The organism is Mesorhizobium sp. B1-1-6 (assembly GCF_006443035.1).
Taxonomy (GTDB): Bacteria; Pseudomonadota; Alphaproteobacteria; order Rhizobiales; family Rhizobiaceae; genus Mesorhizobium.
Genome location: NZ_VFWR01000021.1, coordinates 58084 through 84970, shown reverse-complemented (window position 1 = coordinate 84970; position 26887 = coordinate 58084). Strand labels below are relative to the sequence as shown.

Annotated in this window: 26 protein-coding genes and 2 tRNA genes; 13 read left to right on the top strand and 15 right to left on the bottom strand. The window is 63.1% G+C overall.

What is annotated here, in order from left to right; translation table 11 throughout:
- Positions 1–159 precede the first annotated feature (159 nt).
- Together ppx and FJ979_RS29705 are read right to left on the bottom strand one after the other, a co-directional pair.
- Positions 160–1695: an exopolyphosphatase gene (gene ppx, locus FJ979_RS29710; protein WP_140515513.1), complete on the bottom strand. Its 1536-nt coding sequence runs from the start codon at positions 1693–1695 to the stop codon at positions 160–162.
- Positions 1695–3887 (bottom strand): RNA degradosome polyphosphate kinase, encoded by a 2193-nt coding sequence (locus FJ979_RS29705; protein ID WP_140494308.1) that lies wholly within the window; start codon positions 3885–3887, stop codon positions 1695–1697. The genes ppx and FJ979_RS29705 overlap by 1 nt, the downstream gene beginning before the upstream one ends.
- A gap of 200 nt (positions 3888–4087) precedes the next feature.
- Here FJ979_RS29705 and FJ979_RS29700 point away from each other — a divergent pair, with 200 nt between their 5' ends.
- Complete coding sequence (locus FJ979_RS29700; RefSeq protein WP_140494310.1) at positions 4088–4333, top strand: zinc-finger domain-containing protein; 246 nt, start codon at positions 4088–4090, stop codon at positions 4331–4333.
- Between the two features lie 18 nt (positions 4334–4351).
- Positions 4352–5575: an FAD-dependent monooxygenase gene (locus tag FJ979_RS29695; protein WP_140584478.1), complete on the top strand. Its 1224-nt coding sequence runs from the start codon at positions 4352–4354 to the stop codon at positions 5573–5575.
- 30 nt (positions 5576–5605) lie between these two features.
- Here the strand turns inward: FJ979_RS29695 and FJ979_RS29690 are convergent, their stop codons facing one another.
- The 5 genes from FJ979_RS29690 to FJ979_RS29670 form a co-directional block, all read right to left on the bottom strand.
- The gene (locus FJ979_RS29690) at positions 5606–6271 is read right to left on the bottom strand and encodes a TIGR02117 family protein (protein ID WP_140584477.1); all 666 of its coding nucleotides are present in this window, start codon (positions 6269–6271) and stop codon (positions 5606–5608) included.
- A 115-nt stretch (positions 6272–6386) separates the two neighbouring features.
- Positions 6387–7190: an amino acid ABC transporter ATP-binding protein gene (locus FJ979_RS29685; RefSeq protein ID WP_140494315.1), complete on the bottom strand. Its 804-nt coding sequence runs from the start codon at positions 7188–7190 to the stop codon at positions 6387–6389.
- A 15-nt stretch (positions 7191–7205) separates the two neighbouring features.
- Positions 7206–8363 carry an amino acid ABC transporter permease gene (locus FJ979_RS29680; protein WP_140565096.1) on the bottom strand — a complete coding sequence of 386 codons (1158 nt, stop codon included), beginning with the start codon at positions 8361–8363 and terminating at the stop codon, positions 7206–7208.
- 4 nt (positions 8364–8367) lie between these two features.
- The gene (locus FJ979_RS29675; RefSeq protein WP_140494318.1) at positions 8368–9555 is read right to left on the bottom strand and encodes an amino acid ABC transporter permease; all 1188 of its coding nucleotides are present in this window, start codon (positions 9553–9555) and stop codon (positions 8368–8370) included.
- 65 nt (positions 9556–9620) lie between these two features.
- A complete protein-coding gene (locus FJ979_RS29670) occupies positions 9621–10649 on the bottom strand; it encodes an amino acid ABC transporter substrate-binding protein (RefSeq protein ID WP_140494320.1) in 1029 nt (342 codons plus the stop codon).
- Between the two features lie 591 nt (positions 10650–11240).
- On the opposite strand from FJ979_RS29670, the gene FJ979_RS29665 reads away from it, so the two are divergent.
- The 5 genes from FJ979_RS29665 (at position 11241) to FJ979_RS29645 (ending at position 15443) form a co-directional block, all read left to right on the top strand.
- Entirely contained in the window at positions 11241–12425 is a 1185-nt protein-coding gene (locus tag FJ979_RS29665; RefSeq protein WP_140515505.1) for a cystathionine beta-lyase, read from the top strand.
- Between the two features lie 212 nt (positions 12426–12637).
- Entirely contained in the window at positions 12638–13726 is a 1089-nt protein-coding gene (locus FJ979_RS29660) for an HPP family protein (protein WP_140494324.1), read from the top strand.
- Between the two features lie 90 nt (positions 13727–13816).
- Positions 13817–14485, top strand: a complete 669-nt coding sequence (locus FJ979_RS29655; RefSeq protein WP_140584476.1) for an RNA polymerase sigma factor — start codon at positions 13817–13819, stop codon at positions 14483–14485.
- A 116-nt stretch (positions 14486–14601) separates the two neighbouring features.
- Positions 14602–15126, top strand: a complete 525-nt coding sequence (locus FJ979_RS29650; RefSeq protein WP_140494328.1) for a DUF4142 domain-containing protein — start codon at positions 14602–14604, stop codon at positions 15124–15126.
- A complete protein-coding gene (locus FJ979_RS29645) occupies positions 15123–15443 on the top strand; it encodes a cupredoxin family copper-binding protein (RefSeq protein WP_140565090.1) in 321 nt (106 codons plus the stop codon). Before FJ979_RS29650 ends, FJ979_RS29645 begins: the two co-directional genes overlap by 4 nt.
- 103 nt (positions 15444–15546) lie before the next feature.
- On the opposite strand, the gene FJ979_RS29640 is transcribed toward FJ979_RS29645, so the two are convergent.
- From FJ979_RS29640 to FJ979_RS29620, 5 genes are all read right to left on the bottom strand, one after another.
- Positions 15547–16767, bottom strand: coding sequence for an anion transporter (locus tag FJ979_RS29640; protein WP_140584475.1), 1221 nt, complete (start codon positions 16765–16767; stop codon positions 15547–15549).
- 153 nt (positions 16768–16920) lie between these two features.
- The gene (locus FJ979_RS29635) at positions 16921–17709 is read right to left on the bottom strand and encodes a GGDEF domain-containing protein (RefSeq protein ID WP_140494334.1); all 789 of its coding nucleotides are present in this window, start codon (positions 17707–17709) and stop codon (positions 16921–16923) included.
- A gap of 185 nt (positions 17710–17894) precedes the next feature.
- On the bottom strand, positions 17895–18119 hold the full coding sequence (locus FJ979_RS29630; RefSeq protein ID WP_140494336.1) for a hypothetical protein: 225 nt from the start codon (positions 18117–18119) through the stop codon (positions 17895–17897).
- 289 nt (positions 18120–18408) lie between these two features.
- A tRNA-Arg gene (locus tag FJ979_RS29625) sits at positions 18409–18485 on the bottom strand.
- A 58-nt stretch (positions 18486–18543) separates the two neighbouring features.
- Positions 18544–18849, bottom strand: a complete 306-nt coding sequence (locus tag FJ979_RS29620; RefSeq protein WP_140494338.1) for an ETC complex I subunit — start codon at positions 18847–18849, stop codon at positions 18544–18546.
- A gap of 141 nt (positions 18850–18990) precedes the next feature.
- Here FJ979_RS29620 and FJ979_RS29615 point away from each other — a divergent pair.
- The 4 genes from FJ979_RS29615 to FJ979_RS29600 all read left to right on the top strand — a co-directional run bounded on the left by FJ979_RS29615 (position 18991) and on the right by FJ979_RS29600 (position 22063).
- Positions 18991–19067, top strand: a tRNA-Pro gene (locus FJ979_RS29615).
- A 306-nt stretch (positions 19068–19373) separates the two neighbouring features.
- Complete coding sequence (locus FJ979_RS29610; RefSeq protein WP_140584474.1) at positions 19374–20243, top strand: ABC transporter ATP-binding protein; 870 nt, start codon at positions 19374–19376, stop codon at positions 20241–20243.
- The gene (locus tag FJ979_RS29605) at positions 20240–21028 is read left to right on the top strand and encodes an ABC transporter permease (RefSeq protein ID WP_140584473.1); all 789 of its coding nucleotides are present in this window, start codon (positions 20240–20242) and stop codon (positions 21026–21028) included. Before FJ979_RS29610 ends, FJ979_RS29605 begins: the two co-directional genes overlap by 4 nt.
- A 24-nt stretch (positions 21029–21052) precedes the next feature.
- Positions 21053–22063: an ABC transporter substrate-binding protein gene (locus FJ979_RS29600; protein WP_140584472.1), complete on the top strand. Its 1011-nt coding sequence runs from the start codon at positions 21053–21055 to the stop codon at positions 22061–22063.
- 396 nt (positions 22064–22459) lie between these two features.
- On the opposite strand, the gene hdaA is transcribed toward FJ979_RS29600, so the two are convergent.
- From hdaA to FJ979_RS29585, 3 genes are read right to left on the bottom strand one after another with little or no spacing between them, the layout of a single operon-like run.
- A complete protein-coding gene (hdaA, locus tag FJ979_RS29595) occupies positions 22460–23164 on the bottom strand; it encodes a DnaA regulatory inactivator HdaA (protein ID WP_140584471.1) in 705 nt (234 codons plus the stop codon).
- 34 nt (positions 23165–23198) lie between these two features.
- Positions 23199–24386: an AI-2E family transporter gene (locus FJ979_RS29590; RefSeq protein ID WP_140494346.1), complete on the bottom strand. Its 1188-nt coding sequence runs from the start codon at positions 24384–24386 to the stop codon at positions 23199–23201.
- A complete protein-coding gene (locus tag FJ979_RS29585) occupies positions 24358–24915 on the bottom strand; it encodes a CDP-alcohol phosphatidyltransferase family protein (RefSeq protein WP_140495033.1) in 558 nt (185 codons plus the stop codon). Before FJ979_RS29585 ends, FJ979_RS29590 begins: the two co-directional genes overlap by 29 nt.
- Before the next feature lie 172 nt (positions 24916–25087).
- Between FJ979_RS29585 and purM the strand changes: the two genes are divergently transcribed.
- Positions 25088–26164 carry a phosphoribosylformylglycinamidine cyclo-ligase gene (purM, locus tag FJ979_RS29580; protein ID WP_140494348.1) on the top strand — a complete coding sequence of 359 codons (1077 nt, stop codon included), beginning with the start codon at positions 25088–25090 and terminating at the stop codon, positions 26162–26164.
- On the top strand, positions 26161–26874 hold the full coding sequence (gene purN, locus FJ979_RS29575) for a phosphoribosylglycinamide formyltransferase (RefSeq protein WP_140515481.1): 714 nt from the start codon (positions 26161–26163) through the stop codon (positions 26872–26874). Before purM ends, purN begins: the two co-directional genes overlap by 4 nt.
- Positions 26875–26887 lie beyond the last annotated feature (13 nt).

Sequence of the window (26887 nt, the reverse complement as noted above, 5' to 3'; positions counted from 1 at the left end):
CGACACCTCTCCCCCGATCGACGGGCGAGAGGTGGCTTGGCGAAGCCAAGACGGAGTGGGGGAAGCCGGTCTTCAAACACGAAGCCGCTGAACAAGTGGCGCGATTGAGTTGGTCAATATCGGCGTGGATCAGATAACTCACGCTCTGGTAGGCCGTACCTATTTCACCGAAACGCTCGGCCCACCCTCGACCGCCAGTACCAGGCGGCGGCCGGTAATTCGCGCCAGTTGCGCCAGGCGCCCGGCCGGGCGCTCGCCATAGAGATCTGCCAGCGATGCCGGCAAGACCAGCGCCAGCACGCCATTGCCGCGCTGCTCCCATTTCAGTCTCGGCATGACGCCGGGCATCGAGGCGGTCAGCAGGTAGACGACGCGCATCGATGCCGCCAGCACCCGCGCCCGCTCCAGATAGCGCGGTGTCGCCAGCGCCTTGATCTCGGGCGCGATGGCTTCGTTGAAGATGCCGTCGTGCCGATAGGCATTGGCCATCGCCAGATAGGCGCGGCCAGGGTGGTCCACGCCGAAAAAGGAGGCGTGGGCGATGATGTTGAGCGATTGCTTGCCGCGATATTCGGGATGCGCGCGCCAACCGATGTCGGCCAGCAATGCCGCCGCGTGGCGGTAGCGCGCCTCGTCCTCGGTCTCGTCGATGCCGAAAGCGGCAAAGGTCTTGGCCGTCCAGTCGACGAGTTCATGCGCATGGGTGACCGAGCGCGAGCGCAGCCGGGCGAGTTCCTCCGATGCCGAGATCAGGGGATCGGCCTTCTGCTCGGCCTGGTCGAGCAGGGAATAGAGGAAGCCTTCGCGCACGCCGAGCGCCGAGACGATGATCTTCGACGGCTGCATCGCCGCCATGATCTCCTGCAGCACGATGGCACCGTAAGGCAGGAGCGAGCGGCGGTTCTTCGAAACACCCTCGATGCCTTTGATCTTCTCGATCTCGCCTTTCGCCACTTGCCGCAGGAAATTGGCGGCACTTTCGACGCCGATCTCGTAGTGGTGCATGACGCCAAGCGGATAGTTGGTCATCTCCATGTGCAGCCGGGCGAGATTTCGCCAGGTGCCGCCAACGGCATAGAAAGGCCTGCCTTGCCCGCCTTTCAGAAGCTTCGCCCGCCCCAGCTCGTCGCGCACGATTTTCGCCGCCTGCGTGAGGGAATTCTTGGCCATGTCCTGCAGGCGCAGGCCGCCCAGCGGCAACGTTATGCCGTCGCCGATCGCTTCGCCGTTGACGTCGACCAGTTCAAGGCTGCCGCCGCCGAGGTCACCCGCGATACCGTTGGCCGGATGAAAGCCGCAGATGACGCCGAGCGCGGAATAATAGGCTTCCTCGCGGCCGCTGATCACGCGGATCTCGGTCTTGAGCACGTCTTCGGCGCGGTGGATGAAATCGGGGCCGTTGACGGCCTCGCGCGCGGCGGCGGTCGCCAGCACGTACATGTGCTCGGCACCGGCCTGGTCGGAGAGCGCGCGGAAGCGGCGGAACTCCTCCATCGACCGTGTCACGCCCTCGGGGTCGAGCTTCCCCGTCGACACGATGCCGCGGCCGAGGCCCGCCAGCATCTTTTCGTTGAACAGCATGGTCGGCGAGCGCGCCAGCCCCTCATATACGACAAGGCGGATCGAATTCGAGCCGATGTCGATGATGGACAGCGGTCGGCGATCCTGCAGCCGGCCCTGGGAATCGGACAGCATCAGGCGGCGGCGTTCTTCTTGCGGCGCTTGAATTGCGCGATCCGCTTCGGCGCATGCGATTTCAGCGCATCACCCCGTCCCGACAGGCTCGGATTGGTCATGAAATATTCCTGTGCGTTGAACGGCTCCTCGCCCTCCTCGAGCACGACGCGCCGGGAGGTTCCATCAGCCAATACGTCGAAACTTTGCTGATTGTCCATGATGTTGCCGAGCATGATCTGGCCCAGCACCTGTTCATGCACGGTTGGGTTGGTGATCGGCACCATGGTCTCGACGCGGCGGTCGAGGTTGCGCGGCATGAGGTCGGCCGAGGAGATGTAGACGACGGCCTCGTCCGACGGCAGGCCGTGGCCATTGCCGAAGCAATAGATGCGGCTGTGCTCGAGGAAACGGCCGACAATCGACTTGACCCTGATGTTTTCCGACAGGCCCGGCACCTGCGGCCGCAGGCAGCATATGCCGCGCACGACCAGGTCGATCTCGACGCCCGCTCGGCTGGCGTCGTAGAGCGCGTCGATGATGATCGGATCGACAAGGGCGTTCATCTTCATCCAGATGCGTGCCGGCCGTCCCTCGAGCGCGTGGGCGACCTCATCGGAGATGTGCTGCAGGATACGGTTCCTCAGCGTGAAGGGCGAGATCGCCAGCCGCATTTCGGCGGTCGGCTCGGCATAGCCGGTGATGAAGTTGAAAAGCTGGGCGACATCGCGTGCGATCGTTGCATCGGTGGTGAAGAAGGACAGGTCGGTGTAGATGCGCGCGGTCACCGGATGGTAATTGCCGGTGCCCAGATGCACATAATTGCGCAGCTTGCCGTCCTCGCGCCGCACCACCAGCGACATCTTGGCGTGGGTCTTGAGCTCGAGGAAGCCGAACACGACCTGGACGCCGGCGCGCTCGAGGTCGCGCGCCCAGCGGATGTTGGCCTCCTCGTCGAAGCGCGCCTTGAGCTCGACCAGCGCGGTCACCGACTTGCCGGCCTCGGCCGCGTCGACCAGCGCACGCACGATCGGGCTGTCATTGGAGGTGCGGTAAAGCGTCTGCTTGATCGCCACCACTTCCGGGTCGGCCATCGCCTGGCGCAGGAACTGCACCACGACGTCGAAGGATTCGTAGGGGTGGTGGACGATGATGTCCTTCTCGCGGATAGCGGCGAAGCAATCGCCGCCATGCTCGCGGATGCGCTCGGGGAAACGCGGATTGTAGGGCGTGAATTTGAGGTCGTCGCGGGCAACGGCGACGATCTCCGAAATCTGGCTGAGCGCCAGCGGGCCGGTCAGGACGCTGATGCGGCTCGACGAAACGCCGAGTTCGCCGGCGACGAATTCGCGCAGTTCGGCCGGCATGAGCATGTCGAACTCGATGCGAATGACGGAGCCGCGGCGGCGGCGCTTTAGCGCGGTCTCGAACAGGCGCACGAGATCTTCCGATTCCTCCTCGACCTCGATGTCGCTGTCGCGAATGATGCGGAACGTGCCGGAGCCCTTGACCTCGTAACCCGGGAACAACTTGCCGATGTAAAGGCCGACCGCCTCTTCCAGCGGGATGAAGCGGACATGGTGCTTGCGGTCCGGCAAACGGATGAAACGCTTCAGCGCCACCGGCAGGCGCAAGAGCGCGCTCATCTCCTCGCCGTTCTTGCGATGGCGAAGCTGCAGCGCCATCGAGAAGCCGAGATTGGGGATAAACGGGAACGGATGCGCCGGGTCGATCGACAATGGCGTGAGAACAGGAAACACCTGGTCCTGGAAGTGCTCCTCCAGCCAGGCCTTCTCGTCCTTGGTCAGCGCGTCGCGGGTGATGCTCTCGATGCCTTCCTTGTTGAGCAGCACGGTCAGCGCCGAAAGGCTTTTCTGCTGGTCTTCCTGCAACCGTTCGACCTCGCGCAGCAGCTGTTCGAGCTGCTGTTCGGGGGTACGCCCGTCCGGACTTCTCAACACGATGCCTTCGCGAACCTGGCCGGCCAGGCCGGCGACGCGCACCATGAAGAACTCATCGAGATTGGCCGCGGAGATCGACAGGAAACGTACCCTCTCCAGCAGCGGATGGTTTGTGTTCTGCGATTCCTCGAGCACGCGGCGGTTGAACTGCAACCAGGAGAACTCGCGATTGACGAAACGATCCGGATTGCCTTCCGGGCTTGCCGCTTCCGCATTGATGAACTCGCTCTGGACCGGCTTCAGTTCGTTCATGGTTCCTGCTCTTCCCACGTCTGGTTGCTTCGCCGCTTTCGGGCGGCGCCCAGGCTGTTGCGCCTGGCCGCGATGCTCCAGCCGGTTAACCGGCTTAACTTATCCTCTGACAGGCTTTTGCGACAGTTTCATTTCATCGAACTTGCAAACAGGCCGGTTATGATCCAAACGCTGAGCAGACTGCGCTAAAGGAGACGACGATGGCAGGCGGTTCCATTCCCCATTTCCAGAACGATGCGGGCCATCCGGCGATCGATATCGGAGTCAAGGAATTCATGTGCACCGGCGCCAACCCGCCTTTCGACCATCCGCATGTGTTTCTCGATATGGGCGACGACAATGAGAAGGTCTGCCCCTACTGCTCGACGCTCTACCGCTATTCGCCGAAGCTGACGGCGATGGAAACGCTGCCGGCCGGCTGCCTCTACATCGACCAGGCCGCCTGACTTCCAGCGGCCCGGCCAATGGCAGACGCACAGTCCCGGCAAGTCATCATCGCCGGGGCGGGTATTGCCGGGCTGACCGCGGCGTTGGCTTTCGCCGAGCGGGGCTATCCCGTACGGATCTTCGAACAGGCGCAGCGCCTAGAAGCGGCGGGCGCCGGCATCCAGCTTTCGCCCAACGCGACACGCATCCTGCGTGAGCTCGGCGTACTCGACGCACTTCTTCCCAATGCCGTCAGGCCGGAAGCCGTGGTGCTGAAGGATGCGGCAACCTTGGGCGAACTGGCGCGCGTACCTTTTGGACGAGCCGGCGAGGCGCGCTGGGGTGCGCCCTACCTCGTGGCGCATCGAGCGGACCTGCAAAACGCGCTGATGGCGCGCGTGGCTGCCATGCCCGATGTTCATCTCACTACTGGTGCGCGCCTTGGCAGCGTCACGATCAGCAGTTCAGGCGTCACCGCGGCAGCCGATGTGGGTGGCAGGCTCGTCGCGGCGGAAGGTTTCCTTCTGGTCGGCGCCGATGGCGTCTGGTCGTCGATGCGCGGACTTGCCGACCAAGGAAGGAAAACCAGGCTTGCGAAAAGCCACTTCTCCGGCGAACTGGCCTGGCGGGCAACCGTCAGCGCAGACAGTCCTGCCGGGCAAGCTTTTGCAGAGATCGGTGCGCCGGACTGCGTCACCACCTTCCTGCATCCCGGCTTTCACATGGTCGCCTATCCCGTCAGCAAGGGCAGCGCCATCAATCTCGTCGCTTTCACCAGGGGCGAGCGTATCGCCGAAGGCTGGTCCGGCCATGCCGATCCCGCAATCCTGGCCGGCGCCATGCGCCGCACCGCGCCGGCGCTGGCAAGGCTTGCGGAGTTGGCCGGCCCGTGGGCGGCCTGGCCGATCCATACGGTCGATCAGAAGCAGCCATGGGTAAGGTCGGGCCGCATCGCGCTGGTCGGCGACGCGGCGCATGCCATGACGCCGTTCGCGGCACAGGGCGCCGCGATGGCCATCGAGGATGCCGCCACGCTTGCCGACGTCATGGCCGCCTCCCCTGCCGACCTGGCCGGAAGTCTTCAAATCTGGGAAGGCCTGCGCCGGCCGCGCGTCGTGAGAGTGGCACGTCGCGGCGCCCTCAACCGCCTTGCCTGGCATGCCTGGGGTCCGGTGGCGTTGGCGCGCAACCTTTTCCTGAAAATGCGGGCGCCGGAGAAGCTCGCCGCGGATTTGGACTGGCTTTATGGGTGGCGGGCCTAGAACTCGAACGAGGCGTTGGCGTTATCTGCGCTACCTACCATTATACAGCTTCAACGACCACCCAAGCGAGACCGGCAGCGGGTTCCACCAACCGGTCCGCAGGCCGGCGGTTCGCAAGGCGGCGGCCGTCCAGGTGTTGCAGCCGGCCAGCGCATTGAAATGGCCGTTCGCCTCATAGAAGCGGTCGAAATCGGAATAGGCGGCCCTGGCGATGACGATCGGCCCGCCTGGTCCTTGCTGAAAACTCGCATCGATGAAGTCGAGCAATGCCGCAAAGCGGTCTTCCGGGATGTCGAAGCCGGCGACATCGGGTCCGGAGATATCGCCGGCGACCTCGACATGCATCACTGAAGCGTCAAGCGTCAGGGCCTTGAATACGGGCATCGCCTTCAGCTGCGACCAGGTCGGCGTCTCCAGGTAGAAGGCGCGGCCGCCCCAGCCGAAGACGATGTAGCGCACCTCGGGCGCATCGGAAGGCTGGCCGGCAGCCGCGAGGAAGCGAAAACGCCGGCGCACGCCATCATCGACGGGAATGGCGATGTCGGTGTGGATCGGATTGCTCAGCACCAGAATGTGCCTGACGCCCTCGCCGGCCGCGGCAGCCGGCCAGAGTGGTCGTGGCACCAGCGTGCCGAGTGCCGCGACCAGCACCACCGCGGCCACCAGCACGGCCAGGAAACGAAGGCGTTTTCTCATCCGGGCATAGTTCTTGCGATTCCATCATGTCTCAATCGAAACGATCCGATCGGCCAAATGTGAAAAAGCCCGACCGTGGCGCGGCCGGGCTCCTTCCATTTCGACGAGGCAGCGCTCAGTGCAATATCTGCGACAGGAACAGCTTCGTGCGCTCGTGGCGCGGGTGATCGAAGAACTCGGCCGGCGTGTTCTGCTCGACGATCTGGCCCTGATCCATGAAGATCACCCGGTTGGCGACTTTCCGCGCGAAGCCCATTTCGTGGGTGACGCACAGCATGGTCATGCCTTCCTCGGCAAGGCTAACCATGGTCTCCAGCACTTCCTTGATCATTTCCGGGTCGAGTGCCGAGGTCGGCTCATCGAACAGCATGATGCGCGGGTTCATGCACAGCGAACGGGCGATCGCCACGCGCTGCTGCTGACCGCCGGAGAGCTGGCCCGGATATTTGTTGGCCTGCTCGGGGATCTTGACGCGCTTGAGGAAATGCATGGCCATCTCCTCGGCCTGTTTCTTCGGGGTCTTGCGGACCCAGATCGGCGCCAGCGTGCAGTTCTCCAGGATGGTCAGGTGGGGGAACAGGTTGAAGTGCTGGAACACCATGCCGACCTCTCGGCGCACCTCGTCGATCTTCTTGAGATCGTTGGTCAATTCCTTGCCGTCGACGAAGATCTTGCCCTTCTGGTGTTCTTCGAGCCGGTTGATGCAGCGGATCATGGTGGACTTGCCGGAGCCGGACGGGCCGCAGATGACGATGCGCTCGCCGCGCATCACCTTGAGGTTGATGTCCTTCAGCACATGGAACTCGCCATACCATTTGTGCATGGCGATGATGTCGATGGCGACATCGGTGGTCGAGATGTGCATCTTCGCGGCATTGACCTTGATCTCTTCCGCGCTGACGGCGTTTTCGGTGGCCATGAACCAATCCCCTTTTTATCGTTTGTAACCGGTGTCGAGCCGGCGTTCCGTATACATTGAATAGCGCGACATGCCGAAGCAGAACAGCCAAAACACGAAGGCGGCGAACACGAGACCGGATTTCGCGGTCTGCGGCGTCGCCCAGTTGGCGTCCGAGAAGTTCTGCTTGACGACGCCGAGCAGGTCGAACATCGAAATGATGAGGACCAGGCTGGTGTCCTTGAACATGCCGATGAACGTGTTGACGATGCCGGGAATGACCAGCTTCAGCGCCTGCGGCAGCACGATCAGTCCCATCTTCTGCCAATAGCCGAGGCCGAGCGAATCGGCGCCCTCGTATTGGCCCTTGGGGATCGCCTGCAGGCCGCCGCGCACCACTTCCGCCATATAGGCGGCGGCAAACAGCGACACGCCGATCAGAGCCCTCAGGTACTTGTCGAAGGTGACGCCGGCGGGCAGGAAAAGCGGCAGCATGACGCTGACGAAGAACAGCACTGTGATCAGCGGGATACCGCGCACAGCTTCAATGAAGATGATGCACAGCATCTTGACGATCGGCATCTTGGAGCGCCGGCCGAGCGCCAGCACGGTGCCCAGCGGCAGCGACACGGCGATGCCGACGAAGGAGAGGCTGAGCGTGATCAGCAGTCCGCCCCACCGCGACGTCTCGACATGCGGCAGGCCGAACACGCCGCCGACCAGAAGGAAGAAGGCGACGATCGGCAGCACGAGGAAAAGCAGGATGGCGTTCAGGCCCTTGCGCGGCACGCTGGGGACCAGCATCGGTACCAGCAGCGCCGCGAACAGGATGGCGACCAGGATCGGCCGCCAGCGCTCCTCGACCGGATAGGTGCCGAACATGAACTGGCCGAACTTGGCGTTGACGAAGGCCCAGCAGGCGCCGCTCCAGCCATCGGGCTGGATGCCGCCCTGCGCCACTGTCGCGCAGACGGTCCGGTCCGGCCCGGTCCACTGGGCATTGATGAAGGCCCAGTTGATGACCTGCGGCAGGACCCAGGCGACGATGATGATGCCGAGTATGGTGAGGATGGTGTCGCCGACCGAACCGACGAGGTTCTTGCGGACCCAGGCATACAGGCCACGCTCGCTGATCGGCGCCGCCTCCGCCAGGGCCATTTCGGTGCGCACCCAGGACATGTCGTGTTCCTGCATGGCCCTACCTTTCCACCAACGCCATTCTGGCATTGACCACGTTCATCACGGCCGAGGTCACCAGGCTGAGTATGAGATAGGCGATCATCATGATCAGCACGCCCTCGACCGCCTGGCCGGTCTGGTTGAGCACCGTGCCGGCGGTCGCCGTCAGGTCCGGATAGCCGATGGCGATGGCCAGCGAAGAGTTCTTGGTCAGGTTGAGATACTGGCTGGTCAACGGCGGGATGACGATGCGCATGGCCTGCGGCACCACGACCAGCCGCAGGATCGATCCCGAGCGCAGGCCAAGTGCGGCGGCGGCCTCGGTCTGGCCCTTGCTGACACCCCTGATGCCGGCCCGCACGATCTCGGCGATGAAGGCCGCCGTGTAGCAGGACAGCGCCAGATAGAGCGACAGGAACTCCGGCTTGACCTGGAAGCCGCCGGTCAGGTTGAAGGTCGATTGTTTCGGAAAATCGAAGCTCAGCGGAAAGCCGCTCAGCGCATAGGCGAGCAGCGGCAGGCCGACGATCAGCGCGACGGACGTCCAGAACACGGGAAACTGCTGACCCGTCGCCATCTGCCGCTGGCGCGCCTTGCGGGCGACGAACCAGGCCATGGCGATACCCACGATGAGCGCCACGAAGATCAGCCATGAGCCCTCGCCCCAGACGGCGCGCGGGAAATAGAAACCGCGCTGGTTGAGGAAGGAACCGAAAGGCAGGTTATAGCTCTCGCGCGGCGGCGGCAACACGGCCAGCACGCCCGAATACCAGAAGAAGATGACCAGCAGCGGCGGGATGTTGCGGAAGATCTCGACATAGACCGTGCAGATCTTGCGGATCAGCCAATTCTGCGACAGCCGGCCGATGCCGATGACGAAGCCGATAATGGTCGCGGTGACGATGCCGGCCACGGCGACGATGATGGTGTTGATCAGGCCGACAATGATGGCGCGACCGTAGGTCGAATCGGACGTGTAGGCGATCGGCGTGTCCGAGATGTCGAATCCGGCGCGGCCCCTGAGAAAGCCGAAACCGGAGGCGATGTGAAGACGCTGCAGATTGTCGATGACGTTCTGCACGATCCACCAGACAGAGCCGAACAGAACGACGACGACCAGTGTCTGGAAGAAGAGACTGCGGACTTTCGGGTCGTTGATAAAGGAGCCGCGACTTGTGTCCTCGCGAAGGACTTCCTGCGATGCCATATCACCGTCCCCTGTGAAAGAGAAACCGGAAGGCAGAACCATCTGCCTTCCGGATCACATTTCGATCAGCGGATCGGCGGAGCGTATTGCAGGCCGCCCTTGGTCCACAGCGCGTTGATGCCGCGGGCGATCTTCAGCGGGCTGCCCGAGCCGACATTGCGATCGAACATTTCGCCGTAATTGCCGACCGCCTTGACGATGTTGACGACCCAGTCGTTGGAGACGCCGAGATCGGTGCCGATCTTGGTGTCGGCTTCCTGGCCAAGCACGCGCTTGATCTCAGGGCTGGCCGAGTTCTTCATCTCGTCGACATTGGCCTTGGTGATGCCGAGTTCCTCGGCGTCGAGCAGCGCGAAATAGGTCCACTTGACGATATGGTACCACTGGTCGTCGCCCTGGCGCACCGCCGGTCCGAGCGGCTCCTTGGAGATGATCTCCGGCAGCACGACGTGATCGGCCGGCGCACCCAGCGTCAGGCGGATGCCGTAAAGGCCCGACTGGTCTGTGGTGTAGACGTCGCAGCGGCCGGCGTCATAGGCTGCGTTGACCTCTTCGAGCTTCTCGAAAACGACCGGATTGTACTCCATCTTGTTCGCCTTAAAGTAGTCGGCGAGGTTGAGCTCGGTGGTGGTGCCGCTCTGCACGCAGACGGCGGCGCCGGACAGCTGAAGCGCCGAATTGACGCCCGGCAGCTTCTTGGCGTTGATCATGAAGCCCTGGCCGTCATAGTAGGTGGTGCCGATGAAGTTCAGGCCAAGTGCCGTGTCGCGGTTAATGGTCCAGGTGGTGTTGCGCGACAGGATGTCGATCTCGCCCGACTGCAGCGCGGTGAAGCGCTCCTTGGCGCTGAGCGGCGTGAACTTGACCTTGGAGCCGTCACCGAAGACGGCGGCCGCCACGGCGCGGCAGAAATCGGCATCGATGCCTTGCCAGTCACCCTTGTCGTCCGGCGCGGAGAAGCCGGCCAGACCCGTCGAGACGCCGCACTGGATGAAGCCCTTCTGCTTGACCGTGTCGAGCGTGGTGGCTGAAGCCGTTGAAGCCACGGCTCCAAGCGCGGCGGCTCCAAGGATGCCGATTGCAATGTGTTTCATGACCCACAGACCCTTTTCTGTTTTCAGGCAAACCTGATCTTTTTTTCCCGCGTGAACGCAGCTTTTCGTTCCGGCCCATTTCCGGAACTCCGCATCGCAGTCGACGCGCCGCCTCCCATTCACGAACAGCATCGAAGGCGATAATTCCTGTGAGGTCAAGGAAAATGACCGAATTCAGATGGGTTTGAAAATCGTTTGCCGCAATTGCCTGAATAGCAGACAAACGCGCCCGCAATTTAGTCAGAAGCGCGAATAAAGCCGGCGAAGCTCGCCCTACGCCAGGCTGCGCTCTGTCCGCAAAAAATCCATCCGCCCGATTACTCTGCGTTACTGTGCTCTGCCGGCCGGTTGCGTGCCGATGTCTGCGCCCTCTGGCTGGATCTGGGTCATGGTGAGGTACGCTTTGCGCTATCAGGCGACGCATGCCGCTGCCGGCGGCGGGCTTTCTGGCCGCGCCATTACGCTTGCAGTCGGCCTGCGGCGGCTCCGGCAATTGGCACATTCGAAGTCGGGGTCCTGGCGAAAGCCGGCTGTTGCGCGGTCCATGTCGCCGCACTATGGCTAGCGGCTTACCAAAAAAGGCGACGACGAATGGCAAAAGACGGCAACGAGCCGGTGACTGGCAAAATGGGCATCAACACGCGGCTTGCCCATTCGGGCAACAACCCGCACGACTATTTCGGCTTCGTCAATCCGCCTGTCGTGCACGCCTCCACGGTGCTGTTCCGCAATGCCGCCTCGATGGCTGGACGGGACCAGAAATACACCTACGGCACGCGCGGCACACCGACCACCGACGCCTTGGCCCAGGCCATAGACGCGCTGGAGGGGTCGGCCGGCACGATCGTGGTCCCGTCGGGCCTGGCGGCGGTGACGGTGCCGCTGCTTGCCTTCGTTTCGGCGGGCGACCACCTGCTGATCGTCGACAGCGTCTATCATCCGACGCGCAACTTCGCCGACACGATGCTGAAGCGGCTCGGCGTCGAGGTCGAGTATTATGCTCCCGGCATCGGCGCGGGCATCGCCGCCTTGATCAAGCCGAACACCAAGGTGGTGTTCACGGAATCGCCGGCCTCAAACACGTTCGAGGTGCAGGACATACCAGCCATCGCGAAGGCCGCGCACGCCGCCGGTGCCATCGTCATGATGGACAATACCTGGGCGACGCCGCTTTATTTCCGTCCGCTCGACCATGGCGTCGACATCTCGATCCATGCAGCGACGAAATATCCCGCCGGTCATTCGGACGTGCTGCTGGGTACGGTGTCGGCCACCGAGGCCTGCTGGAAACAGCTGTATGAAAGCTTCTGCACGCTTGGCTGCTGCGCCGGACCCGACGACGTCTACCAGGTGCTGCGCGGCTTGCGCACCATGGGGGTGCGCCTCGATCACCATCAGCGCAGCGCGCTCGCCATCGCGGCATGGCTGGAGGGCCAGAAGGGCGTGGCGCGCGTGCTCCACCCCGGCCTTCCCAGTCATCCCGACCACGCGCTGTGGAAGCGTGACTTTTCCGGCTCCAGCGGCATCTTCTCCATCGTGCTTGCCGGCGGCGGCCAGAAACAGCAGCACGCGTTCCTCGACGCATTGCGGATCTTTGGTCTCGGCTACTCCTGGGGCGGTTACGAGAGCCTTGCCGTGCCGGTCTGGCTCGGCGACCGCGTCGTTGCCAAGGGCCCCTATGAAGGGCCGTTGATTCGTCTCCAGATCGGCCTCGAGGATGTCGAGGACCTCATGACCGATATTCTTCGCGGGCTCACCGCCGCCGCAGCGGCCTGACGCGACCTCTCGGACCGATACCAGCAGCGCCCGCAAGGCCTTGACGCGATTGAGCAAACGGGGGCCGCACGCGGCGCCCCGGTCCGGCCATGTCGGCAATACTATTCTCCCCATCCGCAGTTTTGCGGATTTGTTTGACTTCCAAATTGCCGGCTTCCGCTTCATTGCGGCAGCGGAAATCATTCCCCAACCACCGCACCAAGAGCCTGCCCATGGCGTTCCGCCTCTTTGTTCCCATTCTTGCCGGCGCGACGCTGCGCGAACGCATCATCGCCTGCGTCGGTGCGATGATCGGCATTGCGCTGACTGGCGCGATCAGCGGACTCACACTGGGTAGCGGGCCACATGTGCCGCTGCTGGTGGCGCCAATGGGAGCATCGGCGGTGCTGTTGTTCGCGGTGCCCGCCAGCCCGCTGGCGCAGCCCTGGTCGATCATCGGCGGCAACACGATCTCGGCGCTTGTCGGCGTGATCGTGGTGCAATTCGTGCACCAGCCGGTGCTCGCCACCGGTATTGCGGTAGCGCTGGCGATTGCCGCAATGTCGTTCACGCGCTGCCTGCATCCACCCGGGGGTGCGGCGGCATTGACCGCGGTGTTCGGCGGCCCAGCCGTGATCAGCGCCGGCTTCCTTTTTCCTTTCGTGCCGGTGGCGGTCAATTCGATGCTGCTGGTGGCGCTTGGCTACGGCTTCCACAAGCTGGCCCGGCGCAACTACCCGCACGTGCCGGCCCCCGCGCCGGTAAACAGCCACGGCACCATCGACCCGCCGGCGCAATTGCGTGTCGGTTTTCGCTCCGAGGACATCGACGCCGCGCTTGGAGCGCTCGACGAGACCTTCGACATCGATCGGGGCGATCTCGACCGGCTGCTGCGGCAGGTCGAATTGCAGGCCATGGTGCGCGAGCATGCGACGTTGCGGTGCCAAGACATCATGTCGCGCGACGTCATCTCGGTGGACGAGCACACGCCAGCCGCCGCTGCGCGCCAATTGCTGCTTGACCACAACATACGAACCTTGCCGGTGGTGGATGCCGAGGCAAGGCTGGCCGGAACCGTGGGCTTGCGGGAACTGACGCTGGCGGCCGGCACGGTCGGAACCGTGATCTCGCCGGCGGCAACCGCAACTGCCGGCTCGAACGCCATGGCGCTGCTGCCAGTGCTGACCGACGGGCGCAGTCACGCCGTCATCATCGTCGACGATAAAAACCACATCCTCGGGCTGATCACGCAAACCGATCTGCTGGCCGCGACGGCGCGGATGCAAAACACCGGCACGGAGCCGGCCAAAGTGCTAGCATAGGTAGCCAGGCGATCGGCCCGGCGTGATTTTTCGGGAACCTTTTTTCGAAACCTGCATCCAATCTTTCGTGCAAGGATCGATGGAGGACACATGCCCGCGCTGACGGCAACATCAACAGCGACGGACGAGCTTCGGCTCGTGGCCCGCGCACTCGCCCGCGACAGCGATGCCTTTCGCAAGATCATGAAGCTGAACAACCAGCGGCTCTACCGACTGGCGCGCGGCATGGTGCGCAACGACGGCGAGGCCGAGGACATCGTGCAGGAGGCCTATGTCAGGGCCTTTACCAATCTCGGCACCTATCGCGGCGATGCTTCGCTTTCCACCTGGCTGTCGCGCATCGTCATCAACGAGGCGCTCGGGCGGCTTCGCAAAGGACGGCGAACCGTGGCCATGCCTGAAAACCCGGAAGCGCAGATCATCCGGTTTCCCCTTAACCCAAGCGACGATCCGGAGCGGACGATGGCGCAGCGGCAGATCCTCGGGCTTGTCGAGCGGGCGACCGACAGCCTGCCCGACGCCTATCGCGCGGTTTTCGTGGCCCGCGTCATCGAGGGGCTGAGCATCGAGGAGACCGCCGACCTGCTCGGCGTGCGGCCCGAGACCGTCAAGACGAGACTGCACCGCGCCCGCGTTTTGCTGCGCAAGGCGCTGGACGACGAGATCGGGCCGGTGCTGCTCGACGCCTTTCCCTTCGCCGGCCGGCGCTGCGAACGGCTGACGCAGGCCGTGATGAAGCGGCTCGGATTCGAGGGGTGATCTTCAAAGCCAGATCTTTCGCCGATTTGTCGGGAACGTTTCCGCGCCATCCTCATCCAATGAATGTCAACCCGGATGAAGCCCGCTGCCCAGGCTGTCGGGCGGAAGGAGATGCCATGCTTATCAGACACACCGCAGCGCTTGCCGCCCTCTTGCTGCTTGGCGCTGCCCCATTCGCGCAAGCTGCCGACAAGCCGACCGACCCGCAGATCGCCCACATCGCCTACACAGCCGACATGATCGACATCGAGGCGGCCAAGCAGGCAATCAAGAAATCCAAGAACAAGGAAGTCGTCGATTTCGCCAAGGACATGGAGCGCGACCACGAAGCGGTGAACAAGCAGGCGCTCGACCTGCTCAAGAAGCTCAAGGTGAAGCCGGAAGACAATGCCACCAGCCAGGCGCTGACCAAGGCGGCGAAAGAGGAACATGCCAAGCTCGCCAAGCTGAAAGGGGCTGCCTTCGACAAGGCCTATATCGAAAACGAGGTGGCCTACCACAAGCAGGTCAATGGAGCGCTCGAAACCCTGCTCATTCCGTCGGCCAGCAATGCCGAGCTGAAGAGCCTGCTCGAAACCGGCCTCAAAATCTTCCAGGGGCATGAGCAGCATGCCGAACATGTCGCCGGCATGTTGAAATGAAAGCGGCCGTGCTGATCCGACCGCTCCTTGCCTGGCTGGCGCTGGTGCTTGCCGCCGGCCCGGCGCCGGCCGCGACGATCGAGGTGACGATCGAGAAGCTCGTCTTCTCGCCCGCAAGCGTCGAGGCCAGGGTCGGCGACACGATCGAGTGGGTGAACAAGGACGCATTCGCCCACACGGCCACGGTGAAGGGCAGCTGGGAGGTGATGATCCCGCCGAAGGCGAAGGGAAAACTGACCCTCAAGACGGCGGGAGCGGTTGATTATTTCTGCCGCTTCCATCCCAACATGAAAGGCCGATTGGTAGTGGCGCCCTGAAAATCTGGGCCGGTGGCGGGACTTGGCCGCAAATACCAAGCCCCGTCACTCCGGAGCCCCCGTCACTCCGGAGCAATTGAGCACGGAACAGTCGCGCCAGGGATCAAAGCGCCAGCCATGCCGTGCCAGCCGCCAGCGTTAGCAGCGTCAATGGCAGGCCGACTTTGAAGAAAGCGCCGAACGACAGCGACGTGCCGGCGGCGCGCGCCTGTTCGGCAACGATCAGATTGGCGACCGAGCCCAGGAGCGTGAAATTGCCGGCCAGCGTCGAGCTCATGGCGACGACCAGCCAGGCGCGCTCGGGGTTTTCCAGGCCGGGGATGAAGGGCCGCAGCGCCAGCACGGCCGGCACGTTGCTCATTATGTTGGAGAGCACCGCGGTGAAGCCCGACAGGCGCCAGACGTCGTCCAGCCCGAGGTTCTTGGCCGATGCGACGATGTCCGGTGTCAGCAGCGTTCGTTCGGCGCCGGCAACCACGATGAACAGGCCGGCGAACATGAACAGCAATGGCCCGTCGATTTCGCGATAGATGCGCTCTGGTTTGATGGCGCGGGTGAGCAGGAGGATGGCGCCGCCGATGAGCGCCGCCTTGGCGACAGGCACACCGGCGAAGAAGGTAACGGCCAGTCCGATGCAAACCACCACCGCTTTCAGCACCTGGCGGCGATGCATGCGGCCGCGCGAGACCTGCGGCGTCAATTCGCCGTTGCGCGCGAATTCGGTGCGGTAGACGATGCGAACAATGGCGATGACCGCGACGAGACCGAACAGGGCAACCGGAGCCAGAGCCGCTGAAAAGGCCGGATAGGAGATGCCCGACAGCGCACCGATGACCATGTTTTGCGGATTGCCGGTGATGGTGGCGACACTGCCGCAATTTGACGCGGTGGCGGTCGCGATGAGGTAAGGAACCGGATTGCGTTTGATGGCGCGGGTGACGTGAACGACGATCGGCGCCATGACAAGACAGATGGCGTCATTGACCAGGAAGGCCGACAGCAGGCCGGTCAGCAGGGTCACCATAACCAAAAGCATGAACGGCGCATGCGCATGCTCGATCGCGATGGCACCGAGGCCGCGAAAGGCGCCCGAGACCTTCAGATGCGCCACTACGATCATCATGCCGAGCAAAAGCGTGATGGTGTCGAAATTGATGGCGCGGTAGGCATCCTCCAGGCTGATCGCCCCGATGGCTATCATCGCGGCCCCGCCGAGCAGTGCGATCCCCGCCCGATCGAGGCGCAGGCCTGGTATGCGGCCGACGGCGACGCCGGCATAGGTCAGGACCAGGATCAGCAGTGCCGCCGCGCCCATCAATGTCATGCGAAGAAGGCCCTGCCCGATGCATTCAGCCCCGGCCGGAGCTGTGGCCACCACCTTTAGCGGGCGGCGCGCAAAGCGAAAATACCTTCTGCGTGATGGCTGCAGAAATCCCCAGCGACGCGCCCCCGGCGCCGGTGGCTGGCCGGATCCGCCTCAATGAACCGTGATTGTCGCGGCTGGCGGCGTTTGCTGGGAAACCATCGGATCGAAACTGACCTGGTCGCGTCCATTTGACTTGGCGGCATAGAGCCGCCTGTCGGCTGCCGAGAATATCTCCTCATAGGTGGTCGGCCCGTTAAAGGCGGTACCGCCAATGCTCACGGAAAGCGGACAGGACCGGCCGCCCGGCGAAAATTCCACCTCGCGAATTCGCCGGCGGATGCTTTCGGCAACCAGCCAGGATTGCGAGGGATCGACGCCGGGAAGAAACACGCCGAATTCCTCGCCGCCGATGCGGCCGACGATGTCGGTGCCGCGGAGCTGATCCTTGATCGTCTGCGCGATCAGTTTGAGCGCCTGGTCGCCGCAGTCATGCCCAAGCCGGTCATTGATCGATTTGAAGTGATCGGCGTCGATGATCAGCAGCGCACCGGAATTGGCCGACGCCTGTTTGCGGACCTGTTCGAGATAGGCTTCGACCAGCATGGAGAAAGCGCCGCGGTTGAGCACCGCCGTCAGGCTGTCGGTGGCGGCAACGACGGTGAGATCGCGCTGGGCAATGGCCAACTGGCGTATCTTCCACATCAGGAAGAAGAGAAACGATCCACCCAGCACCAGGGGCAACAGAATGTCGGTCAGCTGAGCCCGCCACACAGCTTCGGGCGAAAGATACGGGAAATTGAACGAATCGACGAAAAACGCCACGCCAATGAAGAACGCCGTGCCGGCGGCGGTGACGGCGATCACCCTGCCCCAACTCGTCGGCGACAGGTCGAGCTTCATCTCTTCAACTCCGTTAGCCGCGTCTACTATGACGCGCCAACGCAAACAAAACGATAAGACTTTCCCTCCAATTCGACGGCAGAGGTTGCAGGGTTACGGCCGCCGGACCGGCGGCCGCCTCCGGCCTGCGTCTCGAAGATTTGTCCGGATGATCGATCCGGACCTACGACAGGAGGATCCTGCCGTCAGCCGTTGGGCGCCGATTCGCCCAGCGTCTCTGCAACAAAGGATGCCGCGATCAGATCGTCGGCATCCAGGCCTAGAGAGCCTTCGCCCGCTCCCATGATGGCGGCAACCTTATGGAAGGTCTTCAGCTCATGGTCGGAAATCCGGGCGGTTTGCATCTTGGCTTTGAGCTCGGCGATACGTCGCCCCAAGGCGGGCGACGTTCCAATTTCACGTTTCGACATGACGCGGTTTTCTCCTTCCCCAACCCATGCTTGTTTTGCCCGCCATTCGCAGCCCGAATGCTTACTTTTATGAGGGACCGCGAATACAAGGCCCCGAACGCGTGATCCTTGCGAAGGTTCCCGCGCGACAAGGTCACGAAATAATACGGAAAGGGCGCCACGGCGGCGGCGTGCCGCCGTCGCGCCGGCAAGCGCATTCGGGAAGACAAAAAGGGATGAAAAGTTCCGACCGGATTCCTGCCCGCGTTGAAATTCCTCACGTCCGGAGCAGCTAAGCCCTTGAAATTATTGGCGATCCCGACAGGATTCGAACCTGTGACCATCGGCTTAGAAGGCCGGTGCTCTATCCAGCTGAGCTACGGGACCGCTGGCCGGCTCGGAGCCGGTAAGATGTCTGCGCTGGCGCCCGCCCGGGCTTTGCCGGTCAATGCGTCCAGGGCGTCCTGCGGTCATAGCGGAAATTTTCCGCATAGGAAATCTGGCGGCGCTTGGGCTCTTTCGGCTCCTCGACGCGGTAGGCGAGCCCTTCCTTCTCGGCATAGGCCACGGCCTCTTCACGCGTATCGAAGGTCAGCTTGATCTGGCTCCTCATGTCGCCGGAAGTGGTGTAGCCCATCAGCGGGTCGATTTTCTTGCGCATCTCGGGATCGAATTCCAGCACCCAATGGCCGGTCTTGGCCGTGCCGGACTGCATCGCGGTTTTGGCTGGACTGAAAATGCGCGCGGACATGACCACCTCATTGCTGTGCAAGGCAGCATGGCCGCCTCTTCGCCCGTCATTACTGCGCAATGCGGACGGCGGCAAGGTTTTTGCACTTGCAGGTTTTTGCACTTGCCATGCAACACTGAAATGAATAGGCAACAGACCGTTCGGAGTGTAGCGCAGCCTGGTAGCGCATCTGGTTTGGGACCAGAGGGTCGGGAGTTCGAATCTCTCCACTCCGACCACCTTTCACAGAAAAGGCAATCGAGGGCCGTTGGCGCCTGCGAATGGCAATGTGTCGGGTGCAGAATGGGGCTGTCGGCAATCTCCGCGCGGCCAGTTGTCTTTGCTGCTGCATGTCACGGTCGCAACAAAAAGCCGCGGACGGCAAAGTTGCCTGCTCCACCGCATCGACTATTGTGAGCCGGAACACGGCACGGTGTGGGGCGACAGATGACCATCGGACATCGACGGTCTCCGCTAAAGCCTCACGGAGGAACCATGAGCGACAGTTGGACACCCACCCGTCTCGGCGCAGGGCGGCATTCGGCATGACGACGGAAACCGCCACGGGCGGCACGGAGACAAAATTCAGACAGCCGCCAGCCGGAACCGGGATCGCGGTCGATCTCGATGGAGTGACCATAGATTTCGCATTGGCGGCCGGGCGTAGCTTCCAGGCGGTCGCCCGCGCCGATCTGAAAGTCGGCGACCAGGAATTCGTGGCGATCATTGGGCCGACGGGCTGCGGCAAGTCAACGCTGCTGAATGCCGGCGCAGGGCTTCTCGAGCCTTCGGCTGGCAGCGTCCGTGTGTTCGGCGCCCCGCTTCGCGGTCTCAACAGACAGGCTGGCTACCTCTTCCAGCAGGATGCATTGATGCCCTGGAAGACCGCTCTGGACAATGTGGCCATCGGGCTGGAAGTGGCAGGCGTGCCCTCTTCCGAAGCAAAGGAACGCGCGCGAGCATGGCTCGGACGCGTCGGCCTGGCTGCTTTCTGCGAGCGCTACCCTCACATGCTTTCAGGCGGCCAGAAAAAGCGCGTTGCTCTTGCGCAGGTGCTGATCCGCGACCCCAAGATCATCCTCATGGACGAACCCTTCGGACCGCTCGACGCACAGACGCGGCTGATCATGGGCGGCCTTTTGCTCAAGCTGTGGTCGGACGACCGCAAGGCGGTGATGTTCGTCACCCACGACCTCGAAGAAGCGATCGCGCTGGCTGATCGCGTGGTGGTGATGTCAGCCGGTCCCTCGGCACGCATCATCGGCGACTTTCCAATCCCGCTGGCGCGTCCACGCGATATTTCGGAAATCAGGCTGGAACCGCGCTTCCAGGAATTGCATCGAGACATCTGGCACATGCTGAAGAAGGAAGTGCTCAAGGCTTACGGCGACATTGAAGAAGGAGCGATCCGATGAAAAGGACGACGCTGCTTTTCGCACAGCTAACCGTGGCCGTCATCGTCATCGCGCTCTGGCAGGCAGCGTCGACGACGCACCTGATCGGCGATCCGAACAATATTTCCTTCTTCTTCTCGACCCCATTGGCGGTGGCAGGCCAGATATGGAAGTGGTTTGCCACCGGGACGATCTGGCATCATCTGTGGATCACGCTGTGGGAGTCCATGCTGGCCTTCGCCATCGGCTCGCTGGCAGCGATCGCGATCGGCTTCTGGTTTGCCCGCAAGCCGAGACTTGCGGCCGTCTTCGATCCCTATGTAAAGGCGGCCAATGCGCTTCCCCGCGTCGTGTTGGCGCCGATCTTCACGCTTTGGTTTGGCCTCGGCATCTGGTCCAAGGTTGCCTTGGGCGTGACGCTGGTTTTCTTCATCGTCTTCTTCAATGTCTACCAGGGCGTGAGGGAGGTGAACACGACGGTGCTGGCCAATGCCCGAATGCTCGGCATGAACGAACGGCAATTGCTGCGCCACGTCTATATGCCATCGGCATTGTCCTGGGTGTTTTCATCGCTCCATATCTCCGTCGGATTTGCCGTGGTCGGCGCCGTGGTCGGCGAATATCTCGGTGCCGCCGGCGGACTGGGCTATCTGATACAGCAGGCCGAGGGCGTGTTCGACGTGGCGGGCGTCTTTGCCGGAATGTTCGTCCTCGCCGCTTTTGTGCTCTTGATCGACTGGATCGTCACGCTGATCGAAAAAAGGCTGCTTGTCTGGCGGCCTGAATTCTCGAAACCAGGCCGATAGGCCCCAATTCCGCTCAAGGAGGAGATCATGAGGATCATTTCGAAACTGGCGGCCGCCGTCGTATTGCTCGCGGTGGCCACAGACGCGGGGGCTGCCGAAAAGGTCACCATTTCGATCGGCGGAGCATCATGCCTCTGCTACATGCCGACCGTGCTCGCCAAACAGATCGGCGCTTACGAAAAAGCCGGTATCGATGCAGACCTCGTCGATTTCAAGGGCGGTTCTCAATCGCTGACCGCAGTATTGGGTGGCAGCGCGGATGTGGTGTCCGGCTATTTCGATCACACGGTGAAATTGGCCGCCAAGAACCAGCGCCTGCAATCCTTCGTCGTTTACGACCAGTTCCCGGGACTGGTGCTGGCGGTGGCGCCGGACCAGACCGGCAAGATCAAGTCAGTGAAGGACCTTGCTGGCAAAAAGGTCGGCGTGACCGCTCCCGGTTCCTCGACCGACTTCTTCCTGAAGTTCCTTCTGCAGAAGAACGGCATCGACCCGACATCCGCCGCCGTGATCGGCGTTGGGCTGGGCGCTACCGCCGTCGCCGCCATGGAGCAAGGGCAGATCGACGCCGTGGTGACGCTCGATCCGGCCGTCACCGTGCTTCAGGCCAAGCATAAGGACCTGACCATCCTGGCGGACACGCGCACCCAGAAGGATACCGAGGCGGTATTCGGAGGCGACTATCCCGGCGGAGCGCTTTACACCCGGCCGGAATGGATGGCCGCGCATCCCCAAGCAACGCAGGGATTGACCAATGCCATGCTTGCCACGCTGGATTACATTCACTCCCACAGCGCCGAAGAGATCATGGCCCAGATCCCCGACAATCTGATCGGCAGCGACAAGGACGCCTATCTGGCCGCGTTGAAAAATGCGATCCCCATGTATTCGACCACCGGGCTCATGGATCCAAAAGGCGCGCAGGCCGTGCTCGACGTTTTCTCTCTCGGTTCGCCCGATGTGGCCAACGCCAAGATCGATATCACGCAGACGTACACGAACGACTATGTGAACAAGGCGAAGAAGGCCAACTGACGAGATCAACGTCAAGCAGCGGGGCATATGGCTCGTTCGCCTCAGCCACAGAGTTCACCGAGCGCCGGCATTTCAGCGACTCGGTGGCCTCGTCGCCATTTTGGGTATCCGTCAATTGACGAATACCCGTTCTTCTCTCACCTAGCTTGGCATTGCGCGGGCAAGCCGAACGCGCAGCAAGAGTGAGGGTGACTGAAGTCACATGAAGGTAAGCTCGCCGGGCGAGAACCCCAACCGCCCCACTCCCGGCGAGCCTACAACCTGATTTGGAACGCAATCAGGACCGGGGTCAGCCGGCAAGCTTGTATCGCAAGATCGGTGCCAGCTTTGTTTCCCGAAATGGGACGGTTAAAGGGACATGGAACCACCATTTGCTGGCCGGCCGACAATCGCGCCCTAAACCTCGAACTCGCCCTGCCCCTCGTCCATGGCGCTGACGGTTTCAGCCGCCAGCGCCCGGGTGATCGGCGTCTTGCGTTCGAGCGCGGCGCGGTCCAGCCGCTCCACCACGCACATGGCCGTCGCCAGGGAGCGCTCGATGCGGCGCACCAGATATTGCACGACATGCGGCTCGACCTCGACCTGTCGGTCGGCGAACAGCTTGGTGATGACACCTGCCAGCAGGAGATCGTCGGGTTCGTGGATCTCGACGGTTGCCGCAGCCTTCAGCCGCGACGCCAGATCCGGCAGCGTGACGCCCCAGGCCGAGGGAAAGCGGCGCGCCGTCAAAAGCAAATGCGAGCCGCTGCCGCGTACCGCATTGATCAGATGAAACAGCCCCTGCTGGTCGACTGTGCCGGTATCGACGTCGTCGATCAGCGCCGGCCGGGCACCGAGATTTACAATGCTGTCGCCAACGCGGTGCGCGTCGACCTGAACGGCATCCGCCCGTGCCCGCCAGATCGAGGCCAGATGGGTCTTGCCGGAACCGGCCGGACCGGCGAGCACGACCACCGGCGAGGGCCAGTCCGGCCAGCGGTCGACCAGCGCCACTGCCTGGTTGTTGGTGCCGGAGACGACGAGTTCGTCTCGCGAATAGCCGGTGCCATGGCCGAGATCGAGCGGCAGCTGGCGCGGCGGGTCGGCCCTCTGGTCGCTCATGCCAGGCTCAGCCGCGCGACCCGGCCAGGCCGGATCATGGATTGATGCCTTTGCGACGATCGGCCGGCAATGGCGGCACGGCCTTGCCGTGACCCTTGTAGAGCGGCGATTCCAGATAACGCGCAATGGCAAAGCGCACCAGCACCGCGACCGCGGCCGATGCAGGCACCGCAATCAGCAGGCCGACGAAGCCAAACAGCGCGCCGAAGGCGAACAGTGCGAACATCAGCCACACCGGATGCAAGCCGACGCTTTTGCCGACCAGCCGCGGCTGCAAGATATTGCCCTCGATGAACTGGCCGATGAAGAACACCACCGCGACCGCGACGACCATGGTCCAGTCCGGCCAGAACTGGACGAAGGCAACGCCGACGGCCAGCACCAGCCCGGTCAGCGAACCGACATAGGGGATGAAGGAGATCAGCCCGGCGAACAGGCCGATGAGGATGCCGAAATTGAGACCGGTCAGCGTCAGGCCGGTGGCATACATGGCGCCCAGCACCAGGCACAGCGTGCCCTGCCCCCGCACGAAGCCGGCCGTTGCCGTGTTGATGTCCCTGGCGATGGCGCGCACCGTGGCGACATTGTCCCGCGGCACCCAGCTGTCGATCACCGCCACCATGCGGTCCCAGTCGAGCAGCATGTAGAAGGCGACCACCGGCGTCACCACGAACAGGCTGATCACCGAGACCAGCGCCACGCCCGAACTCCATATCGAGGTGAACACGGTTGTCAGCAGACCGAAGCCGGATGTCAGCAGTGAATTCAATCCGTCGCGCAGGCCATTGGCGTTGACGCCGAATTTCTGTTCCAGCCATTTTGGATCGAACGAGGTGATCAGGCTCTGCAGCCGCGTCAGGTACTCAGGCAATTTGCCGGCAAAATCGGCCATCTGCGTCGCCAGCACCGGGATGAGGATGACAAAGGCCAGCACCAGCACGACAAGGAAGGTGATGAGGATGACCACCGTTGCCATGAAACGGCTGAGGCCGAGTCGCTGCAGCCGGTCGGCCACGGGATCGAGGAAATAGGCGAGCACCATGCCGGCCACGAAGGGCAAGAGGATGGCGCTGAAAACATAGAGGAAAAGCGCGAGCGCGGCGACGCCGGCAAGCCAGAAGAAGATCTGCCGGCGGAATCCGGCGGATGGATCATCCCCGGCTGCCGCCGGCGCGCTCGCCGCAGCTTCTTTGTCAGGTGCCCGGGGTGGAGCCTTCGCCATAGCCGCTCATATGCCTCAGCCAAGCCACGAGATAGGCTGCGGCCGAAGCCACGGTCAAGACCCCGGACAGCATTATGAGGGCGGGACGAAGTGGATCGAGATGGATCGAAAAAGCAAGCTCACCCAGTACCAGCGCCGCCAGTACAATCTGGATGGCGGTGTTGACCTTGGAGACGAGGAGCGGCTTCATCTCGACGGGATGGGCCATCACGGTGGACAACAGCACCGCGCAAATGATCAGCGCGTCGCGCGACACCATGGTGACGACCAGCCACAGCGGCAATTGCCCGATGAAGCCCAGGACGACGAACACGGAAACCAGGAGCAGCTTGTCGGCCACCGGATCGAGATAGGCGCCGAGCTTGGAATGCTGGTTGAACCGGCGGGCGATGAAGCCGTCGACGCCGTCCGAGATGCCGGCAACGAGGAACCCGGCAAAGGCCCAATCCCAGCGCGCCTGGAGCATGGCCAGCACCACGGCAGGCACCAGGACAAGGCGCATGATTGTGATCAGGTTGGGGATGGTCAAGCGCATGTCCCGTCGCTTCTGTCTGAACGATAGATGATGGAGATGGGGGATGGACGCAAGAGAGAAGCTGCCGAGCTTCCCCTGGTGGGGAGCGGCAGTTTCAGCGCCGTTTTCCTTGCGGACCGAAACCGTTCATGCGAAGAGCCGCAAAGGAAACAGCGACAAGCCAGATATGAAGCGCGATACAGTCAAGCGTAAGAACGGGCTCACCTATGCCGAGGCTGGCGTCGACATCGATGCCGGCAATCTCATGGTCGAGAAGATCAAACCGCTGGTCAAGGCGACGCGCCGGCCGGGCGCCGATGGCGAGATCGGCGGTTTCGGCGGCTTGTTCGACCTCAAGGCCGCCGGCTTTACCGACCCGGTGCTGGTCGCTGCAAATGACGGCGTCGGCACCAAGCTGAAGATCGCCATCGACGCCGGCAAGCACGACACGATCGGCATCGACCTCGTCGCCATGTGCGTCAACGACATCGTCGTGCAGGGTGCCGAACCGCTGTTCTTCCTCGACTATTTCGCCACTGGCAAGCTCGATCCGGACCAGGGTGCGGCGATCGTCGGCGGCATCGCCGCGGGCTGCCGGCAGGCCGGCTGCGCGCTGATCGGCGGCGAGACGGCCGAAATGCCCGGCATGTATCACGGCAAGGACTATGACCTTGCCGGTTTTGCCGTGGGCGCGGCCGAGCGCGGCCAGCTTCTGCCCACCGACGACATCGTCGAGGGCGACGTGCTGCTGGGGCTGGGTTCGTCGGGCCTGCATTCGAACGGCTTTTCGCTGGTGCGCCGCATCGTTGCGACCAGCGGCCTGGCATGGACCGATCCGGCTCCCTTCAATGACGAGGCCACATTGGCCGAGGCGCTGCTCGAGCCGACCCGGATCTATGTGAAATCGATCCTGAAGGCGATCCGCAACACGCACGGCATCAAGGCGCTGGCCCATATCACCGGCGGCGGCTTCCCCGAAAACATTCCGCGCGTTCTGCCGAAGGAGTTCTCGGCCGAGCTCGATCTCGACGCCATCGACGTGCCGCCTGTGTTCTCATGGCTGGCCAAAACCGGCGGTGTGGCGCCCGAAGAGATGATGCGCACCTTCAACTGCGGCATCGGCATGATCCTGGCGGTGGCGTCCGGCCAGGCGGCGCAGGTCGCTGCCGTCTTGCAGGAAGCCGGCGAGACGGTGACGCCGATCGGCCGGATCGTGCCGCGCCGCGACGCCGGCGTCATCTATCGGGGTTCGATCGGTCTATGAGTGCGCAGAAGAAACGCACTGTCGTTCTGATCTCGGGGCGCGGTTCCAACATGACGGCGCTGATCGCCGCCGCCAGCGACCCGGCTTTCCCCGCCGAAATCGTCGGCGTCATCTCCGACAAGGCGGATGCCGCCGGGCTCGGCATGGCGAGGGCGCGCGGCATCGCCACCCAGGTGATTTCCCGGGCCGACCACGCCAGCAAGCAGGCGCACGACGCCGCGATCGATGCGGCCCTCACGGCCTTCAATGCCGAGATCGTGGCACTGGCCGGCTATATGCGCATTTTGACCACCGGCCTCGTCCAGAAATGGCAGGGTCGCATGATCAACATCCACCCCGCTCTGTTGCCGGCCTTCAAGGGGCTCGATACGCATGCGCGCGCGCTGGTGGCGGGTATGCGTATCCATGGCTGCACGGTGCATTTCGTCACGTCCGAGATGGATGACGGCCCGATCATCGCACAGGCGGCGGTGCCGGTAATGGTCGGCGACAATGCCGACACACTTGCCGCACGAGTGCTGAAGGTGGAACACCAGCTCTATCCGCTGGCGCTGGGGCTGGTCGCCGAGGGCAAGGCCCGGATGGAAAAGGGCCGCACCGTGTTTGCCCGCTTCGCCGACGATGCCGACAATGCAACCTCGATGATCATTGCACCGAGCCCGCTGCGCGAGGAAATCGATTTCGAGCAATTGGCGCGGATCACGCCGTAGGCATTTTTGCAGT

What these genes read in the sequence shown, in the direction of transcription:
- ppx (WP_140515513.1), bottom strand. Translation starts at nt 1,695, where the DNA reads ATGCTGTCCGATTCCCAGGGCCGGCTGCAGGATCGCCGACCGCTGTCC.
- FJ979_RS29655 (WP_140584476.1), top strand. Translation starts at nt 13,817, where the DNA reads ATGCCCGCGCTGACGGCAACATCAACAGCGACGGACGAGCTTCGGCTC.
- FJ979_RS29605 (WP_140584473.1), top strand. Translation starts at nt 20,240, where the DNA reads ATGAAAAGGACGACGCTGCTTTTCGCACAGCTAACCGTGGCCGTCATC.
- FJ979_RS29670 (WP_140494320.1), bottom strand. Translation starts at nt 10,649, where the DNA reads ATGAAACACATTGCAATCGGCATCCTTGGAGCCGCCGCGCTTGGAGCC.
- hdaA (WP_140584471.1), bottom strand. Translation starts at nt 23,164, where the DNA reads ATGAGCGACCAGAGGGCCGACCCGCCGCGCCAGCTGCCGCTCGATCTC.
- FJ979_RS29630 (WP_140494336.1), bottom strand. Translation starts at nt 18,119, where the DNA reads ATGTCGAAACGTGAAATTGGAACGTCGCCCGCCTTGGGGCGACGTATC.
- FJ979_RS29610 (WP_140584474.1), top strand. Translation starts at nt 19,374, where the DNA reads ATGACGACGGAAACCGCCACGGGCGGCACGGAGACAAAATTCAGACAG.
- FJ979_RS29660 (WP_140494324.1), top strand. Translation starts at nt 12,638, where the DNA reads ATGGCGTTCCGCCTCTTTGTTCCCATTCTTGCCGGCGCGACGCTGCGC.
- FJ979_RS29705 (WP_140494308.1), bottom strand. Translation starts at nt 3,887, where the DNA reads ATGAACGAACTGAAGCCGGTCCAGAGCGAGTTCATCAATGCGGAAGCG.
- FJ979_RS29650 (WP_140494328.1), top strand. Translation starts at nt 14,602, where the DNA reads ATGCTTATCAGACACACCGCAGCGCTTGCCGCCCTCTTGCTGCTTGGC.
- FJ979_RS29690 (WP_140584477.1), bottom strand. Translation starts at nt 6,271, where the DNA reads ATGAGAAAACGCCTTCGTTTCCTGGCCGTGCTGGTGGCCGCGGTGGTG.
- purN (WP_140515481.1), top strand. Translation starts at nt 26,161, where the DNA reads ATGAGTGCGCAGAAGAAACGCACTGTCGTTCTGATCTCGGGGCGCGGT.
- FJ979_RS29645 (WP_140565090.1), top strand. Translation starts at nt 15,123, where the DNA reads ATGAAAGCGGCCGTGCTGATCCGACCGCTCCTTGCCTGGCTGGCGCTG.
- FJ979_RS29620 (WP_140494338.1), bottom strand. Translation starts at nt 18,849, where the DNA reads ATGTCCGCGCGCATTTTCAGTCCAGCCAAAACCGCGATGCAGTCCGGC.
- purM (WP_140494348.1), top strand. Translation starts at nt 25,088, where the DNA reads ATGAAGCGCGATACAGTCAAGCGTAAGAACGGGCTCACCTATGCCGAG.
- FJ979_RS29635 (WP_140494334.1), bottom strand. Translation starts at nt 17,709, where the DNA reads ATGAAGCTCGACCTGTCGCCGACGAGTTGGGGCAGGGTGATCGCCGTC.
- FJ979_RS29640 (WP_140584475.1), bottom strand. Translation starts at nt 16,767, where the DNA reads ATGACATTGATGGGCGCGGCGGCACTGCTGATCCTGGTCCTGACCTAT.
- FJ979_RS29675 (WP_140494318.1), bottom strand. Translation starts at nt 9,555, where the DNA reads ATGGCATCGCAGGAAGTCCTTCGCGAGGACACAAGTCGCGGCTCCTTT.
- FJ979_RS29590 (WP_140494346.1), bottom strand. Translation starts at nt 24,386, where the DNA reads ATGGCGAAGGCTCCACCCCGGGCACCTGACAAAGAAGCTGCGGCGAGC.
- FJ979_RS29695 (WP_140584478.1), top strand. Translation starts at nt 4,352, where the DNA reads ATGGCAGACGCACAGTCCCGGCAAGTCATCATCGCCGGGGCGGGTATT.
- FJ979_RS29665 (WP_140515505.1), top strand. Translation starts at nt 11,241, where the DNA reads ATGGCAAAAGACGGCAACGAGCCGGTGACTGGCAAAATGGGCATCAAC.
- FJ979_RS29700 (WP_140494310.1), top strand. Translation starts at nt 4,088, where the DNA reads ATGGCAGGCGGTTCCATTCCCCATTTCCAGAACGATGCGGGCCATCCG.
- FJ979_RS29685 (WP_140494315.1), bottom strand. Translation starts at nt 7,190, where the DNA reads ATGGCCACCGAAAACGCCGTCAGCGCGGAAGAGATCAAGGTCAATGCC.
- FJ979_RS29680 (WP_140565096.1), bottom strand. Translation starts at nt 8,363, where the DNA reads ATGCAGGAACACGACATGTCCTGGGTGCGCACCGAAATGGCCCTGGCG.